Source organism: Kitasatospora sp. NPDC096204 (genome assembly GCF_044763205.1).
Lineage (GTDB): Bacteria > Actinomycetota > Actinomycetes > Streptomycetales > Streptomycetaceae > Kitasatospora.
Genome location: NZ_JBIWFT010000019.1, coordinates 75,300 through 89,546, shown reverse-complemented (window position 1 = coordinate 89,546; position 14,247 = coordinate 75,300). Strand labels below are relative to the sequence as shown.

At 73.1% G+C, this 14,247-nt stretch carries 15 protein-coding genes; 5 read left to right on the top strand and 10 right to left on the bottom strand.

Going from position 1 to position 14,247, the window contains the following annotated elements; translation table 11 throughout:
• Positions 1–83 precede the first annotated feature (83 nt).
• The 3 genes from ACIQ87_RS21865 to ACIQ87_RS21855 all read right to left on the bottom strand — a co-directional run bounded on the left by ACIQ87_RS21865 (position 84) and on the right by ACIQ87_RS21855 (position 1,542).
• The gene (locus ACIQ87_RS21865) at positions 84–284 is read right to left on the bottom strand and encodes a DUF5326 family protein (protein WP_049653234.1); all 201 of its coding nucleotides are present in this window, start codon (positions 282–284) and stop codon (positions 84–86) included.
• Between the two features lie 224 nt (positions 285–508).
• Positions 509–1,180, bottom strand: a complete 672-nt coding sequence (tenA, locus tag ACIQ87_RS21860; protein WP_402409191.1) for a thiaminase II — start codon at positions 1,178–1,180, stop codon at positions 509–511.
• Between the two features lie 44 nt (positions 1,181–1,224).
• Positions 1,225–1,542: a cupin domain-containing protein gene (locus tag ACIQ87_RS21855; RefSeq protein WP_224279738.1), complete on the bottom strand. Its 318-nt coding sequence runs from the start codon at positions 1,540–1,542 to the stop codon at positions 1,225–1,227.
• 120 nt (positions 1,543–1,662) lie between these two features.
• On the opposite strand from ACIQ87_RS21855, the gene ACIQ87_RS21850 reads away from it, so the two are divergent.
• On the top strand, positions 1,663–2,043 hold the full coding sequence (locus ACIQ87_RS21850; RefSeq protein ID WP_402409189.1) for a phage holin family protein: 381 nt from the start codon (positions 1,663–1,665) through the stop codon (positions 2,041–2,043).
• A gap of 129 nt (positions 2,044–2,172) precedes the next feature.
• Here ACIQ87_RS21850 and ACIQ87_RS21845 read toward each other — a convergent pair whose 3' ends face one another.
• Positions 2,173–2,598 (bottom strand): SsgA family sporulation/cell division regulator, encoded by a 426-nt coding sequence (locus tag ACIQ87_RS21845; RefSeq protein ID WP_392881428.1) that lies wholly within the window; start codon positions 2,596–2,598, stop codon positions 2,173–2,175.
• Positions 2,599–2,795: 197 nt separating this feature from the next.
• Positions 2,796–3,605, bottom strand: a complete 810-nt coding sequence (locus ACIQ87_RS21840; protein WP_402409186.1) for an IclR family transcriptional regulator — start codon at positions 3,603–3,605, stop codon at positions 2,796–2,798.
• A 241-nt stretch (positions 3,606–3,846) separates the two neighbouring features.
• Here ACIQ87_RS21840 and ACIQ87_RS21835 point away from each other — a divergent pair, with 241 nt between their 5' ends.
• Entirely contained in the window at positions 3,847–4,389 is a 543-nt protein-coding gene (locus ACIQ87_RS21835) for an NUDIX domain-containing protein (RefSeq protein WP_402409183.1), read from the top strand.
• Here ACIQ87_RS21835 and ACIQ87_RS21830 read toward each other — a convergent pair whose 3' ends face one another.
• The 4 genes from ACIQ87_RS21830 to pdhA all read right to left on the bottom strand — a co-directional run bounded on the left by ACIQ87_RS21830 (position 4,390) and on the right by pdhA (position 9,749).
• Positions 4,390–5,994 (bottom strand): globin domain-containing protein, encoded by a 1,605-nt coding sequence (locus tag ACIQ87_RS21830; RefSeq protein WP_402409181.1) that lies wholly within the window; start codon positions 5,992–5,994, stop codon positions 4,390–4,392.
• A gap of 232 nt (positions 5,995–6,226) precedes the next feature.
• Complete coding sequence (locus ACIQ87_RS21825; RefSeq protein WP_402409386.1) at positions 6,227–7,561, bottom strand: dihydrolipoamide acetyltransferase family protein; 1,335 nt, start codon at positions 7,559–7,561, stop codon at positions 6,227–6,229.
• Positions 7,561–8,529 (bottom strand): alpha-ketoacid dehydrogenase subunit beta, encoded by a 969-nt coding sequence (locus ACIQ87_RS21820; RefSeq protein ID WP_392881923.1) that lies wholly within the window; start codon positions 8,527–8,529, stop codon positions 7,561–7,563. The genes ACIQ87_RS21825 and ACIQ87_RS21820 overlap by 1 nt, the downstream gene beginning before the upstream one ends.
• 77 nt (positions 8,530–8,606) lie before the next feature.
• Positions 8,607–9,749 (bottom strand): pyruvate dehydrogenase (acetyl-transferring) E1 component subunit alpha, encoded by a 1,143-nt coding sequence (gene pdhA / locus ACIQ87_RS21815; RefSeq protein ID WP_402409178.1) that lies wholly within the window; start codon positions 9,747–9,749, stop codon positions 8,607–8,609.
• Positions 9,750–9,898: 149 nt separating this feature from the next.
• Here pdhA and ACIQ87_RS21810 point away from each other — a divergent pair, with 149 nt between their 5' ends.
• Positions 9,899–10,360, top strand: coding sequence for an Lrp/AsnC family transcriptional regulator (locus tag ACIQ87_RS21810; protein ID WP_402409175.1), 462 nt, complete (start codon positions 9,899–9,901; stop codon positions 10,358–10,360).
• A 28-nt stretch (positions 10,361–10,388) separates the two neighbouring features.
• Here ACIQ87_RS21810 and ACIQ87_RS21805 read toward each other — a convergent pair whose 3' ends face one another.
• Positions 10,389–10,973 (bottom strand): TetR/AcrR family transcriptional regulator, encoded by a 585-nt coding sequence (locus ACIQ87_RS21805; protein WP_392881414.1) that lies wholly within the window; start codon positions 10,971–10,973, stop codon positions 10,389–10,391.
• A gap of 139 nt (positions 10,974–11,112) precedes the next feature.
• On the opposite strand from ACIQ87_RS21805, the gene ACIQ87_RS21800 reads away from it, so the two are divergent.
• Together ACIQ87_RS21800 and paaN are read left to right on the top strand one after the other, a co-directional pair.
• The gene (locus ACIQ87_RS21800; protein ID WP_402409172.1) at positions 11,113–12,381 is read left to right on the top strand and encodes a hypothetical protein; all 1,269 of its coding nucleotides are present in this window, start codon (positions 11,113–11,115) and stop codon (positions 12,379–12,381) included.
• Between the two features lie 161 nt (positions 12,382–12,542).
• Positions 12,543–14,243, top strand: a complete 1,701-nt coding sequence (gene paaN / locus ACIQ87_RS21795) for a phenylacetic acid degradation protein PaaN (RefSeq protein WP_402409170.1) — start codon at positions 12,543–12,545, stop codon at positions 14,241–14,243.
• Positions 14,244–14,247 lie beyond the last annotated feature (4 nt).

The following is a 14,247-nucleotide window of genomic DNA, read 5'->3' as shown; positions in this document are numbered from 1 at the left end:
GAGACGGGGGGAGGGAACGGCCGAGGCCCGGCTTCCCCGTCTCGCGGGGGCCGGGCCTCAGGGCGGCGGTACGGGGCGAAAGGTCAGCTCTTGGCCGCCTTCTTCACCAGGACCACCACGGCGGCCGCGATGCCGACCACCACCAGCAGCTTGATCACGATCGAGAGCAGTGCGCCGACGACGCCGAACACGAAGGCGACGATGTTCCAGGCCAGCACCAGGACCAGCACCGGGATGACGATGTTGCGCACCCAGGAGGGCAGCGACTTCCAGAGCTCAGCCATGTCGGTTCCTCTTCTCCCCTCGGGTCGGCCGCCGTCCGGTGCCGCATCCCGCTTGCTTTCGGTACTTCGATCGTACGGTGGCGCGAGTGCCGGAACGAGGCCCAACGGCCCGGAGAGAACCCCGAGATCACCCCGAGCCCGAACCCCCGGGTGACCCCCGAGAACCCGCCCGGCCCCGGCCCGGACCACCCCGGACGGCCGGGCCGACGGGGCTCCCGTACGGCTCAGACCGGCCAGCGCTCACCGCGCCAGGCAGCGTCCCAGAACATCCACTCGTAGCGCGAGGTGGTCACGAAGTGCTCGACCACCTTGCGGCGTTCGGCCGCGGACAGCTCCTCGCCCAGCCGGTCGGTGAGCGCCAGCACCCGGCGGACCACCGCCTGGAAGGCCTCGTCACCGTAGGTGGCGATCCACTTGGCGTACAGCGGGTCGGGCGAGCCCTGGGCGAGCAGCGTCCCGCCGACCCGGGCGTAGATCCAGTAGCAGGGCAGCACCGCGCCGACCGCCTCGGCGAAGGAGCCGCCGTAGACGGTCGCCAGCAGGTAGCTGGTGTACGCCCGGGTGGTGGGCAGCACCGGCTCGGCGGCGGCCTGCTCGGCGCTGCCGCCGAAGGCGGTGAGGAACTCGGCGTGCATGCCCTGCTCGGCGGCCAGCGCGCCGACCGCGTCGTCGGCGAAGGCCCGGACGTCCTCCTCGCCGGGTGCCTTGGCGGCGCAGACGGCGAGGGCGCGGGCGTAGTCGCGCAGATAGTGCGAGTCCTGGACGACGAAGTGGCGGAAGGCCTCGCGCGGCAGGGTGCCGTCGGTGAGCCCGGCCAGGAAGGGGTGGGCGAGGATCTCGGCGTACACCGGCTCGATGGCCGCCCAGAGTTCTTCGGTCAGCGTCTTGGTGCTCATGACGCGACCCTAACCGCCGGGGTTCTCGGTACCCGCCGGGGTTCTCAGTCCTCGGGCGGGGAGAAGACCACCAGGACGCGCAGTTCCTCGGTGATGTGGTGGAACCGGTGCGGGGTGCCGGCCGGCACGTACACCACGGTGCCGCGCCCGACCGTCGCGGTCTCGGCGCCGACGGTCAGCTCGGCCCGGCCGCTGATCACCTGGTAGATCTCGTCCTGGTCGTGCGCGGTCTGGGTGTCGGTGTCGCCGGGGGCGAGCGCGTACAGCCCGGCGGACATCCGGGGTTCGCGCAGGAACCGCAGGTAGGCACCGTCGTTGGCCGCCCGCTCGGCGTCCAGTTCGTCCAGCCGGAAGAGCTTCACCGCCGCCGTCCTCCCTCGTCCTCGGAGCCGTCCGTCCACCTCGCGGACCAGGGGCATTCAACACCACCCCGCCGTCCGGTGGTTCCGCCGGGACCGTGCTTCCTGTCAGGCTTGGGCGGCATGAAGGGTTTCGTCATCAAGACACTGATCAACGCGGCGGCCATCTGGGTCGCCGCCTGGATCGTCAGCGGCATCCGACTCGCCCAGGGGGACGCCGACTGGCAGCACAAGACGCTGACGGTGCTCGGCGTCGCCGTCGTCTTCGGCGTGGTGAACTGGCTGATCAAGCCGGTGGTCAAGCTGTTCTCGTTCCCGCTGTTCATCCTCACGCTGGGCCTGATCACCTTCGTGATCAACGCCCTGATGCTGATGCTCACCTCCTGGGCCTCCGGGAAGCTGAGCCTGGACTTCCACGTGGTCAACTTCGGTGCGGCGCTGGTGGGTTCACTGATCATCAGCCTGGTCGCGTGGGGTCTGCACCTGGCCCTGGACGACGACTGACCGGTGTCGCGAAGGCGACAGGAAGGGGCCCGCACCCGGGTGTTCCACCGGGTGCGGGCCCCTTCGCCGTTCCTGCGTCCGCCGCGCCGGCCGGGCCTGCCGTGTCGGCCGGGCCTGCCTCCGGGGCGTTCAACCCGCGTTCTCACGCCCCCTGAGCAGGTCAGCGAGCTGGGCGTCGATGTCCCGCCCGGAGAATTCCTGCCCCATCGGCACCAGTCGGTCGGTCCGCGCCAGGAAGGCGATCAGCGGCGCGGACGAGGCCCGCAGCAGGGCGTCGCCGTCGGGGGAGCGCAGCACGATGGAGACCTCCGAGAGCTCCTCGCCGACCGGGCGGACGTGCACGTCGCCCTCGCCGGCCGGTCCGCTGATCCCGTCGAGCAGCAGCTCCCTCGCGAAGTACCAGGTGACCGGGGCGTCGCCGGGCAGGTGGAAGGTGAGCCGGACGGCGTACGGGTCGTCCGCCTCGTACGCCAGGTCCACCGGGAGACGGAAGGAGAGCTCGTGCGAGACCACGAGGTTCATCACCAGGTGACCCTGGACTGTGCTGTGCTGCATGGCGCCAGTACCTCTCGTTCTGCCCGCGCCGTCGGTCTGCTGGTCCGATGGCGGCCGGACATTCTTTCGACGGTTTTTGTGACGGTTTATGCAACCAATCCACGTTCGATCATCATCGTCCACGTTTGGGGATGTAGTGGACAAGGTGTGCTTTTTCAAATGGTGAACGAGCCGCAGATGGTCCAGACCAAGTGGCGTCAGAAGATGAACGCCGGGCTCATCGCCCCCACCCCGCACCGAAGTTGACGGGCCGCCGGCCCCAATCGGTCGGCCTGCTCGACCGGCAACGACAGGGCCATGGTGGCGACCACCGGGCCTATGGTGATCGGGACCGCCGCGCAGACCGTGCCGAGCGCGTACTCCTGCCGCTCCAGCACCGGCATGGTCGGCCGCAGCGAGGCGAGCCGGCGCAGCACGGCGCTCTCGCCCGTGAGGGTGGACGGGGTGAGTCCGGCCGGCGGGTGACGGGCGAGGTGGTCACGGCGCGCCTCCTCGGGCAGCTGGCCGAGGAGGCACTGGCCGATGGCGTGGGCATGGGCGGTGGCCCGGAAGTCGGCCCAGGGCTCGACGGCGGGGCGGTTCGGGTCCTCGGCCACGTCCACCACCCGGACCTCGCCGTCCCGGTAGAGCGCGAAGTAGACGGCGGCGCCGAGTTCGTCCCGCAAGCACTGCATACGGGCCCGGAGGTCGGGATCGCCGGACCGGACGCGGGGGCCGGCGATGCCGTCGAGCGCGTCGCCGTGGAAGAAGCGTCCCTCGGAACGCCGCAGGTAGCCCTCGTGGGCCAGGGTGCGCAGCAGGTGGTAGGCGGTGCCGAGGGGCAGCTCGGCGGCGCGGGCCAGCTGTTTGGCGGTCGCGCCCTGCCGGAAGTCCCCGACGGCCTCCAGCAGCCGCAGCGCTCGCTGGACGGAGCCGATCAGGGTGGGTCCGCGCTCCACCGCCGGCCGCCCCGACACGGCCGGCCCGGTCTCCCGCGTGATCTCGAACGGTTGTGCGATCCGATCCATGTCACCCAACCCCCAGCAGCCCGAGTCCCTCGTGCAGGTCCGTGCCTAGAGCGGGCACGCGGAACGAAACCTTCCATTTGCCCGATAGCTGCTCATTGCAGCACAGCGGACCCCCGAACGGATGCACCTGCCCGGATCGGCGTTTCGACCCGATCCCGGTGCGTTTCGACCCGTTCCCCTGGTTTCGCCCGCTCCCCGGCGCGGGAGACTCCCGCACAACGCGCCAGCCCCGGAGGTGGTCATGGGCCCCGAGAAGCACACTCCGCCACCGCGCCCGGTCGTGAAGCGCACCGCGCGGGCGATCCTGCTGGAACTGGACCCGGACGATCCGTACGGCCCGGCCTCGATCGTGCTGATCCGGCGGGTCAGACCGGGCGCGCCGCACCCGTACTGGATCACCCCCGGCGGCGGGGTCGAGCGCGAGGACCGCACGGTGGTCGAGGCGCTGCACCGCGAGGTGGACGAGGAACTCGGCGGCAAGGTCGTGGACGTGGTGCCCGCCTTCGTCGACACCATCAGCCACACGCACCATGACGACGGCACCCTGCTGCACCCGCACGGGGTCAAGGTGCAGCACTTCTTCGTCTGCCGGCTCGCCTCGATGGACCTCAGCCGGCGGCACGGGCCGGAGGTGACCGACCCCAACGGCGAGTACGAGGTGGTCCGGCTGCCGTTCACGCGCGAGGGGGTCACCTCGGTCAACGTGGTCCCACCCCGGCTGCGGGCATACCTGGCGGCCAACATCGAGGGCATCCGCGCGCTCCTCGCCCCCGACCTCGGGTGATCAGCCGACGGCCGGCTCGCCGACCGGGTCGTGCCGGATCCGCCCGGCCGGCACCCCGGCGCGCAACAGCACGCCCACGCCCCGGCGCACCATCGCGGGCGGCCCGCTGAGCAGCGCCTCGCTGCCGCTCCACGGGCCGAAACGGCCCACCACCTCGGGCAGTTCGCCGGTCAGCAGACCCCCGGTCGGACCGAGGGCGGCACCGGACAGCACCGGACGGACCGTCAGCCACCGGTGCCGCGAGGCCAGTTCGCGCAGCCCGTCCAGCTCGTACAGCTCCTCGGCCCGGCGGGCCCCGTAGAACACCTCGACCCGGCGGCCGGACGCACCGTGCGCGACGGCTTCCTCGACCAGGGCGCGGATCGGCGCGATGCCGGTACCGCCGCCCAGGCAGAGCAGGTCGGGGCCGGCGGCGTGGTCGACCGTCATCGAGCCGGCCGCCGGGCCCAGCCGCAACACGTCCCCCGGCACCGCCCGGTGGACCAGCGCGTTGCTCACCCAGCCCGCCTGGACGGCCTTGACGTGGAAGGTGAGCAGCCCGTCCCGGCGGGGCGCCCCGGCGAAGGAGTAGTGCCGCCAGACCCGCGGCCACCAGGGCGTCTCCAGGGCGGCGTACTGCCCGGCCCGGAACGGGTACGCCTGGTCCGGGCGGACGGTGATCGCCGCGATGTCCCGGGTCCGGCGATCGTGCCGGACGATCTCGCCCTGCCACCAGGGCGGCGAGGTGCGGGCGTCCTCCTCGGCGGCCTCGATCATGACCGAGGAGATCATCCGGCAGGCGCGGAGCCAGGCCGACTCGGCCTCGGCGTCCCAACAGCCGGCCGCGTACCGGGCCAGCGTCCGCAGCAGGCACTCCTCCACCGCGGCGTAGTGGCCGGCCGGCGGGCCGTACCGACGGTGGCCGCGGCCGAGTTCGGCCAGCGTGGCGCGCAGGGCCGCCGGCCGGTCCAGCTCGCGCGCGACCGCCAGCAGGGCGCGGAACAGCCGGTCGCGGTGGACGTCCATGGCGGCGGGGAAGAGCGCGCGGAGCTCGGGGCGGCGCAGGAAGAGCAGCGCGTAGAAGTGCGCGGTGGCCCGGTCCGCGACCGGCTGCAGAGCGGCGACGCCGGCCCGGACCAGCTCGACGTCCCGGGCGGTGAGCGGCGCCTGCTCGGCGGCCCGACCGGGCCGGGCGGACGGCAGCGCGGCCGACGGGGGAGTCGTCGGGAGCTGCCCGACCGGGGGCCGCACGCCCCAGGCCTCGCTCCACCGGTCGCCCGGGCCGGCCCAGTTGCGGCCGGGCGTGTCGGCGAACGGCGAGCGGAAGGCCTGGTCGGGGTAGGGAACGGGCGCGGGCGGGGGCGCGAATCCGGGGACGGGCGAGTGGACGGGGACGGTCGGCGGCCGGGTCGGCCGGGCCGGGATCACCGGACGGACGGGCTCCAGCAGCGACACCGGAGGCAGCGGCGGCACCGGGGGCCCCGACGCCACCGGCGGCAGCACTACCGGAGGCAGCACCGCCGTCGGCGCGTCCGCCTCGGCTGCGGCCGTCGACAGCCCCGGGACGGAGGCGACCCCCGCCGAGCCGTGCCCGGTGCGGACCAGGACTGTCCCGCGGGACTTCACCGCTACGTTTCGAGTACCCAAGTGAATCGTTTCGCCTCCGGCCGGCTGCGCCACCACCTGGCTTGTCCCTGTTGGCGCCAGGGCAGCGTGGCACGGCCGGACCGCCGGTCCGACGAATCACGCGAAGCCCTGACAGCCGGGCCCGGAACGCGCTACTCTCCCCGGCCGCGGTCGCCCTGGGTGCCTCTCCGTACACCCAGGGCGACCATGGCCTCGCGGTCGACGCGCCGGCTCAGAGCTGCCGCAGCAGCATCCCCGGCTGCTCCACGCAGTCCGCGACGAACCGCAGGAAGCCGCCGGCCGTCCCGCCGTCGCAGACCCGGTGATCGAAGGTGAAGGACAGCTGGGTCACCTCGCGCACCGCCAACTCCCCCTGGTGGACCCAGGGTTTGGCGACGATCCGACCGACCCCGAGCATCGCCGCCTCCGGGTGGTTGAGGATCGGGGTGGAGCCGTCCACGCCGAACACGCCGTAGTTGTTCAACGTGAAGGTGCCACCGGTCAGTTCGGCCGGGGTGAGCGCACCGCTGCGCGCCGCCTCGGTCAACCGGCCCAGCTCCTCGCCGAGTTGCTCGGTGCTGCGGCTCTGCGCGTCCCGCACCACCGGGACGACCAGCCCGCGCTCGCCCTGCGCGGCGAAGCCCAGGTGCACCGCCGTATGCCGGACGATTCCCGAACCGTCCTCGGTCACCGAGGAGTTGAGCTCGGGGAAGCGGGCCAGCGCGACCGTGCAGATCCGCGCCAGCAGCGCCAACACGCTCACCTTCGGCCCCGGCGTCGCGTTCAACTGCCGTCGCAGGGCCATGAGTTCGGTGGCGTCCGCATCCACCCAGCAGGTCGCCGCCGGGATCTCCCGGTGGCTGCGGCTCAACTTCTCGGCCACCGCCTTGCGCAGCCCGCGCAGCGGGACGACACCGTCCCGCGCGGCGGGCCCGGCGGGCGCCGGAGCCGCCACCTTGGCCGCGACCGCCCGTTCGACGTCCGCGCGCATGATCAGCCCGTCCGGCCCGCTCCCGGTGAGCGAGGCCAGGTCGACCCCCTGCTCCCGGGCCAGCCGCCGCACCAGCGGCGAGATCACCGGCACCACCGCCGGAGCCCGCACCGTCGGAGCCTGCACGGCCACGGCACCGCCGACCGCACCGGCCACCGCCGAAGCCGGCTCCGAGGCCGAGACCGTCTCCGCAGCCGAAGCCGGCCCCCCGACCCGGCGGCGCCGCCCGCCCCGGCCCGGCTCGGCGACCCCGAACCCGACCAGCGGCCGTTCCACCTCGGCGGTCACGACGCCCGGCTCGACCGGGGCCTGCCCGGCGCCCCCCTCCGCCGCGGCCACCGCGACCGTCACCAGCGGAGCACCGACGGCGATCTCCTCGCCCTCCTCGCCGTACCGCGCGGTGACCACCCCTCCGTACGGGCAGGGCACCTCCACCACGGCCTTGGCGGTCTCCACCTCCACCACCGGCTGGTCGACCGCGATCACCTCGCCGACCTCGACCATCCAGCGCACCACCTCCGCCCCGGTGAGTCCCTCACCGAGGTCGGGCAGCCGGAACTCCCGCACGACGGGCATCATCCTCGGTCCTCCCACTGGAGCCGGGCGACCGCGTCCAGGATCCGGTCCACCCCGGGCAGGTGATGGTGCTCCAACATCGGCGGCGGGTACGGGACGTCGAAGCCGGTGACCCGCAGCACGGGCGCGGCCAGGTGGTGGAAGCAGCGCTCGGTGACCCGGGCCGCGATCTCCGCGCCGGTGCCGCCGAAGCCGCTCGCCTCGTGCACCACCACGGCCCGGCCGAGCGAGCGCACCACCCGGCAGACCGTCTCGTCGTCGAACGGCACCAGGGTGCGCAGGTCCAGCACCGCGAGGTCCCAGCCCTCGGCCCGCGCCGCCTCAGCCGCCTGCAGGCAGACCGGCAGCGAGGGACCGTAGGTGATCAGCACGGCGGAGGTGCCGGTGCGCCGCAGCACCGCCCGGCCGATCGGCTCGACCGGCGCCGCCGGGTCGAAGTCGGCCTTGCCCCAGTAGAGCCGCTTGGGCTCCAGGAAGACCACCGGGTCGTCGGAGGCGATCGAGGCGCGCAGCAGCCCGTACGCGTCGGCCACCGTCCCCGGGGTGACCACGTGCAGGCCGGGGGTGCTGGTGTAGTACGCCTCGGAGGCGTCGCTGTGGTGCTCGACGCCGCCGATGCCGCCGCCGTACGGGATCCGGACGGTGATCGGCAGCGGCAGCCGGCCCGCCGTGCGGTTGCGCATCTTGGCGACGTGCGAGAACAGCTGCTCCAGCGCCGGGTAGGCGAAGGCGTCGAACTGCATCTCGACCACCGGGCGCAGCCCGTACATCGCCATGCCGATCGCGGTGCCGAGGATGCCCGCCTCGGCCAGCGGGGTGTCCAGGCAGCGCTCCGGGCCGAACTCGGCGGTCAGCCCGTCGGTGATCCGGAAGACACCGCCGAGCGCGCCGACGTCCTCGCCGAGCACGTGCACCGACGGGTCCTCGCGCATCGCGTCCCGCAGCGCGGAGTTGAGTGCCTGCGCCATGGAGGCGGTGCGAGCACCAGAGGGGTGCGGCGCAGCGGCTCGGCCAAGGGCGGGGGTGGGCGACGGGTGGGACGTGCTCACTGGTCCGCCACCTCCGCCTCGGCGGCCAACTCGGCGGCCAACTGGGCGGCCTGCTCCCGCAGTTGCGGGGTCGGCTCGGCGAAGACGTGGGCGAACAGCGACATCGGGTCGAGGTCCGGGTCGGCGTGGAACTCGGCCCGCATCCGGGCGGCCAGCGCCTCCGCCTCCTCGGCAGCGGCCCGCACCAGTCCGTCGTCCAGCACCCCGAGTCCGCGCAGCGCCCGCTCCATCAGCAGGATCGGGTCGTGCTCGCGCCAGGCGGCGACCTCGGGCTCGGTGCGGTAGCGGGTGGCGTCGTCGGCGTTGGTGTGGGCGTCGATCCGGTAGGTCAGCGCCTCGACCAGGGTCGGGCCCTCGCCGGCCCGGGCCCGCTCGACCGCCTCGGTCAGCACCGAGTGCACGGCGGGCGCGTCGTTGCCGTCCACCAGCCGGCCCGGCATGCCGTAGCCGACGGCCTTGTGGGCCAGGCTCGGCGCGGCGGACTGGGCGCTGAGCGGGACGGAGATCGCGTAGCCGTTGTTCTGCACCAGGAAGACCACCGGGGCGCGCAGCACGGCCGCGAAGTTGAGTGCCTCGTGGAAGTCGCCCTCGCTGGTGCCGCCGTCGCCGAGCATCGCCAGCGCGACCACCGGCTCGCCGCGCAGCCGGGCGGCGTGCGCCAGCCCGACGGCGTGCGGGGCCTGGGTGGCGAGCGGGGTGCAGAGCGGGGCGGTGCGGCTGGCCCGCGGGTCGTAGCCGGTGTGGGCGCTGCCGCGCAGCAGGGTCAGCGCCTCCAGCGGGTCGACGCCCCGGGAGACCACCGCGAGGGTGTCGCGGTAGCTGGGGAAGAGCCAGTCGTGCTCGTCGAGCACCAGCGCGGCGGCGACCTGGCAGGCCTCCTGGCCGGTGGACGCCGGGTACACGGCGAGCCTGCCCTGCTTGGTCAGGGTGGTGGCCTGCTGGTTGTACCGGCGGCCGACGACCAGGCGGCGGTACAGCTCGCGCAGCAGGGCCGGATCGCACTTCTCCAGCGCGGGGGTGCCGAACGTCCGGACCGGGGAGGGGTCCGGGAGGAGGGGGGCCGGATCGGTGCGCGGGGCGGTGGCCCCGGGCATCCAACCGGGCACGCCCGTGTGGTGTCTGTGGTCGAGAACGGTCATCTCGGGGCACCTCCAGGGGTGGCGGGGGCTCCCTACCGATTGTTCGGTCGTCTGTTCATCTTGACCAGAAGCGTGACAAGGTGGTGGACATTCGGCCCGTTCGGCGGTCGACTGGTGGCAGTGCGTCCAATCGGTGGGGGTGGGGGGTCATGTCGGCTGAACAGATGTCCAGACTCGACCGGGTCGACCGGTCGATCCTGCGGCTGCTGCAGCAGGACGGTCGCGCCTCCATCCGCTCGGTGGCCGAGCGGGTGCACGTGTCCCGGGCCAACGCGTACGCCCGGATCTCAAGGATGGTCGAGGACGGTGTCATCCGCGGCTTCACTGCCAGGGTGGACCACGAACGGGCGGGTCAGGCAGCGTCCGCGTACGTCACCCTGAAAATCGTCCAGAACTCCTGGCGGACGGTGCGCGAGCAGCTGCTGGCGCTGCCCGGGGTGGCGCACATCGCGCTGGTCGGCGGGGACTTCGACGTCCTGCTGCTGGTGCACACCGCCGACAACCAGGCCCTGCGGGAGCTGGTGCTGGGCAGCATCCAGTCCATCCCCCAGGTGCTCGGCACCCGGACGATGCTGGTCTTCGAGGAGACGGACCAGGTGCCGCCGCTCTAACCAGGGCCTGTCTTCAGGCCCCTTCCGCTCAGCGCGCCCGCAGCCCGTCGAAGGCCAGGTGGACGACCGCGTCCGCGACCCCGTCGGCGGCCTTGAGCCCCGGCCGGTACCACTCCACGATCGAGTTGATCATCCCGAACAGCAGCCGGGTGGCCAGCCGGGGCTCCACGTCCGCGCGCAGCGCGCCGTCCGCGACCGCCGCCCGCAGCAGCTCGGCGACCTGGTGGTCGAAGTCCCGCCGGCGCTCCAGCGCCCACTGCTCGGTGGCCGTGTTGCCGCGCACCCGCAGCAGCAGCGTCACGTACGGCAGCTCGTCCAGCAGCACCTCGGCGGTGCGCCGCACCACGTGCTCCAGCCGCTCCACCGCCGGGCCCTCGACCGCGGCCGGCTCGGCCAGGATCGCGAACAGCCCGTCCAGCGCCCGCCCGACCGCCAGCCGCAGCAACTCCTCCTTGCCGCGCACGTGGTGGTAGATGGAGGACTTGGAGATCCCGGCCGCCCGGGACAGGTCCTCCATGGAGGTGCCGTCGTAGCCGCGCTCGTTGAAGACGTCGACGGTCACCGCGAGCAGTGACTCCACGGTGTAGGCGGTGCGCGTGGTGTGATCGGCCATCCTCCGAGTATCCCCGGCCGTACGCGGCGGTACGCGATCGGGTCCGACTGGTCCGTACCAACCAGGGGTGCCGGACGGGGGCAGGCCCTAGAATCTCCGGACGATCCGTCCACGTCCAGAGCACTGGGGTCCACGGCTGATGAACGCAATACCGGCAGTCGCCTCCGACGTGCCAGAGCAGCGCAGCGAGGATCCCGAGGGGACCTCACGCACCTGGCAGGAGCGCGGCCGCGCCCTGGTGATCCGGTTCGGACCGGCCGTGTGGTGCTACGCCGTGCTGAAGCTGGTGGGCTTCACCGTCTTCATGAAGCTGCTCTCCTTCGCCGGGGAGTACGCCAAGAAGCCGGCCCGGTTCGGAGGCGGCGCCAACCCCTGGGACGTGGTGGCCAGCTGGGACGGCTGGTGGTACCAGCAGGTGGCCCAGTACGGCTACCACCCGGCGCTCGTCCCGATCCCGAACGGCCCGGTCGGCTTCAGCGTCGAGCAGAACTCGGCCGCCTTCTTCCCGCTCTACCCGGGCCTGATGCGGCTGACCTCGGACGTCACCGGCCTCGGCCTGTACGGCGCCGGGATGCTGGTCTCGGTGGTGGCCTCGCTGTTCGCCGCGGCCGGCATCTACGCCGTGGTGGAGAAGGTGACCGGCGACGTGCGCTCGGGCGTGATCGCGGCCGGCATCTGGGCGATCGCCCCGGGTTCCGGCGCGGAGTGGGCCGTCTACTCGGACTCCCTCTTCGTCGCGCTGGCCGCCTGGGCCTGCTACTGCGCGATGACCAAGCAGTGGATCGCGGCCGGGGTGATCACCCTGGTCGCCGGGCTCAACCGGCCGACCTCGGCGGCGCTGATAGGCGCCGTCGGCCTGGCCGCGCTGGTCGAGCTGTACCGCCGGGAGAGCGGCGTCCTGCGCCCGCTGGCCGCGATGCTGCTGGCCCCGCTCGGCCTGCTCGGCTACGTCGGCTGGGTGGGCTGGCGGACGGGCGAGTGGGGCGGCTACTTCCGGCTCCAGCACGACGCCTGGCTGCACTACTTCGACTGGGGCCAGGGCACCTGGCACGCGATCCGCGGGGTCCTGCTGGGCCGGAACGACTACCCCTTCGCCTTCCCGCTGCCGGACCTGTTCGCCACCCTGATCGTGCTCAGCCTGCCGATGCTGATCGTGCTGCTGGTCCGGCTGCGCCCGCCGCTGGTGCTGACCGCCTACACGGTGGCGACGATCGTCTCGGTGCTCGGCAGCCTCGGCATCTTCGGCAACGTCTCCCGCTACCTACTGCCCGCGTTCCCGCTGTTCATCGCGCTGGCGGTGGGGTTGCGCAAGCTGAGCCTGCCGGTGCTGGCCACCGTCCTGGGCACCGGCGCCATCGCCTCCGGCTGGTACGCCGGGTACGTGATCTTCGAGCTGGGCGTGCCGTAACCCCGGGCCGTCCGAGCCCACGGGGGCGCGTCCGACCCGGACGCGCCCCCGTCGCGTCTCCCCGGATTCCCCCCGCTGCACCCTCTTGAGCCGACCGATCGTTCGGTTACCCTGTGACGTGTCCCGTCCTGCTTTTCGAGGCCCTCCCAGGAGCGCACAAGATGTCCGCAGCGGTCACCCACCCCCTCGTCAGCGAGCTGGTCGAGCGCCACCAGGCCACCCTGGACGCCGCGCTCGCCGCCGCCGCCAAGCGCGACTACTGGTCGCCCTACCCCGAGTTCCCGAAGGCGTACGGCGAGAGCGGCCCGGCGGACGGCAAGGCCGCCTTCGACGCCCTGCTCGGCAAGCCCTTCGCCCTCGACGGCCACCCCACCGACGGCGACCAGGTCGGCGGCGAGGCCTCCCCGTACGGCGTCGAGCTCGGCATCACCTACCCGCACGCCGGCCCGGACGCGCTGATCGCCGCGCTCACCGCCGCCCGCCCCGGCTGGGCCGCCGCCACCCCGCTGGAACGCGCCGCCGTCAGCCTGGAGATCCTGCACCGGATCAACGCCCGCTCCCACGAGTTCGCCCAGGCCGTCATGCACACCACCGGCCAGGCCTACGGCATGGCCTTCCAGGCCGGCGGCCCGCACGCCCAGGACCGCGGACTGGAGGCCGTCGCCTACGCGTACGCCGAGCAGACCCGGCTGCCCCGGCAGGCCGGCTGGACCAAGCCGCAGGGCAAGCGCGACCCGCTGGTGATGACCAAGGACTTCACCGTCGTCCCGCGCGGCCTCGCGCTGCTGATCGGCTGCAACACCTTCCCCACCTGGAACGGCTACCCGGGCCTGTTCGCCTCGCTGGCCACCGGCAACCCGGTGCTGGTCAAGCCGCACCCGCGGGCCGTGCTGCCGCTCGCGCTGACCGTACGGATCGCCCGCGAGGTGCTCGCCGAGGCCGGCTTCGACCCCAACCTGGTCTGCCTGGCCGCCGAGCACGAGGGCGGCACCGTCGCCGCGACCCTCGCGGTCCGCCCCGAGATCAAGCTGATCGACTACACCGGCTCCACCGCCTTCGGCGACTGGCTCGAGGAGCACGCCAGGCAGGCGCAGGTGTACACCGAGAAGGCCGGCGTCAACACGGTGGTGATCGACTCCACCGACGACTACAAGGGCATGCTGGGCAACCTCGCCTTCGCGCTGTCCCTCTACAGCGGCCAGATGTGCACCACCCCGCAGAACGTGCTGATCCCGCGCGGCGGGATCACCACCGACCAGGGCGACAAGTCCTACGACCAGGTGGTCGGCGACCTGGCCGCCGCCATCGAGGGCCTGCTCTCCGACGACACCCGCGCCGCGTCGATCCTCGGCGCCGTGGTCAACCCCGGGGTGCTCCAGCGCTCGGCCGCCGCGGCCGGCGGCGAGTACGGCGAACTCGCCCTCGCCCCGCGCGCGGTGACCTCGCCGGACTTCCCCGGCGCGACCGTCCGCACCCCCGCGCTGGTCAGGCTGGACGCCGACAAGCCGGACGACCGCGCGCTCTTCCGCAGCGAGTGCTTCGGCCCGGTCTCCTTCGCCGTCGCCGTCGAATCCACCCCCGCCGCAGTCGAGTTGATGCGCACCACGGTCCGCGAGAAGGGCGCCATGACGGCCTCCGGCTACACCACCTCGCCCGAGGTGGAGGCGCTGCTGGTCGAGGCCGCCCTGGACTCCGGCGTCTCGCTCTCGCTCAACCTGACCGGCGGGGTCTACCCCAACCAGACCGCCGCCTTCTCCGACCTGCACGGCACCGGCGCCAACCCGGCCGCCAACTCGGCCTACTGCGACGGCGCGTTCGTCGCCAACCGGTTCCGCACGGTGGAGATCCGCCGACACTCCTGAGCCC

What these genes read in the sequence shown, in the direction of transcription:
- pdhA (WP_402409178.1), bottom strand. Translation starts at nt 9,749, where the DNA reads ATGACCGTTCTCGACCACAGACACCACACGGGCGTGCCCGGTTGGATG.
- paaN (WP_402409170.1), top strand. Translation starts at nt 12,543, where the DNA reads ATGTCCGCAGCGGTCACCCACCCCCTCGTCAGCGAGCTGGTCGAGCGC.
- ACIQ87_RS21865 (WP_049653234.1), bottom strand. Translation starts at nt 284, where the DNA reads ATGGCTGAGCTCTGGAAGTCGCTGCCCTCCTGGGTGCGCAACATCGTC.
- tenA (WP_402409191.1), bottom strand. Translation starts at nt 1,180, where the DNA reads ATGAGCACCAAGACGCTGACCGAAGAACTCTGGGCGGCCATCGAGCCG.
- ACIQ87_RS21810 (WP_402409175.1), top strand. Translation starts at nt 9,899, where the DNA reads ATGTCGGCTGAACAGATGTCCAGACTCGACCGGGTCGACCGGTCGATC.
- ACIQ87_RS21840 (WP_402409186.1), bottom strand. Translation starts at nt 3,605, where the DNA reads ATGGATCGGATCGCACAACCGTTCGAGATCACGCGGGAGACCGGGCCG.
- ACIQ87_RS21800 (WP_402409172.1), top strand. Translation starts at nt 11,113, where the DNA reads ATGAACGCAATACCGGCAGTCGCCTCCGACGTGCCAGAGCAGCGCAGC.
- ACIQ87_RS21845 (WP_392881428.1), bottom strand. Translation starts at nt 2,598, where the DNA reads ATGCAGCACAGCACAGTCCAGGGTCACCTGGTGATGAACCTCGTGGTC.
- ACIQ87_RS21835 (WP_402409183.1), top strand. Translation starts at nt 3,847, where the DNA reads ATGGGCCCCGAGAAGCACACTCCGCCACCGCGCCCGGTCGTGAAGCGC.
- ACIQ87_RS21850 (WP_402409189.1), top strand. Translation starts at nt 1,663, where the DNA reads ATGAAGGGTTTCGTCATCAAGACACTGATCAACGCGGCGGCCATCTGG.
- ACIQ87_RS21805 (WP_392881414.1), bottom strand. Translation starts at nt 10,973, where the DNA reads ATGGCCGATCACACCACGCGCACCGCCTACACCGTGGAGTCACTGCTC.
- ACIQ87_RS21820 (WP_392881923.1), bottom strand. Translation starts at nt 8,529, where the DNA reads ATGGCGCAGGCACTCAACTCCGCGCTGCGGGACGCGATGCGCGAGGAC.
- ACIQ87_RS21825 (WP_402409386.1), bottom strand. Translation starts at nt 7,561, where the DNA reads ATGCCCGTCGTGCGGGAGTTCCGGCTGCCCGACCTCGGTGAGGGACTC.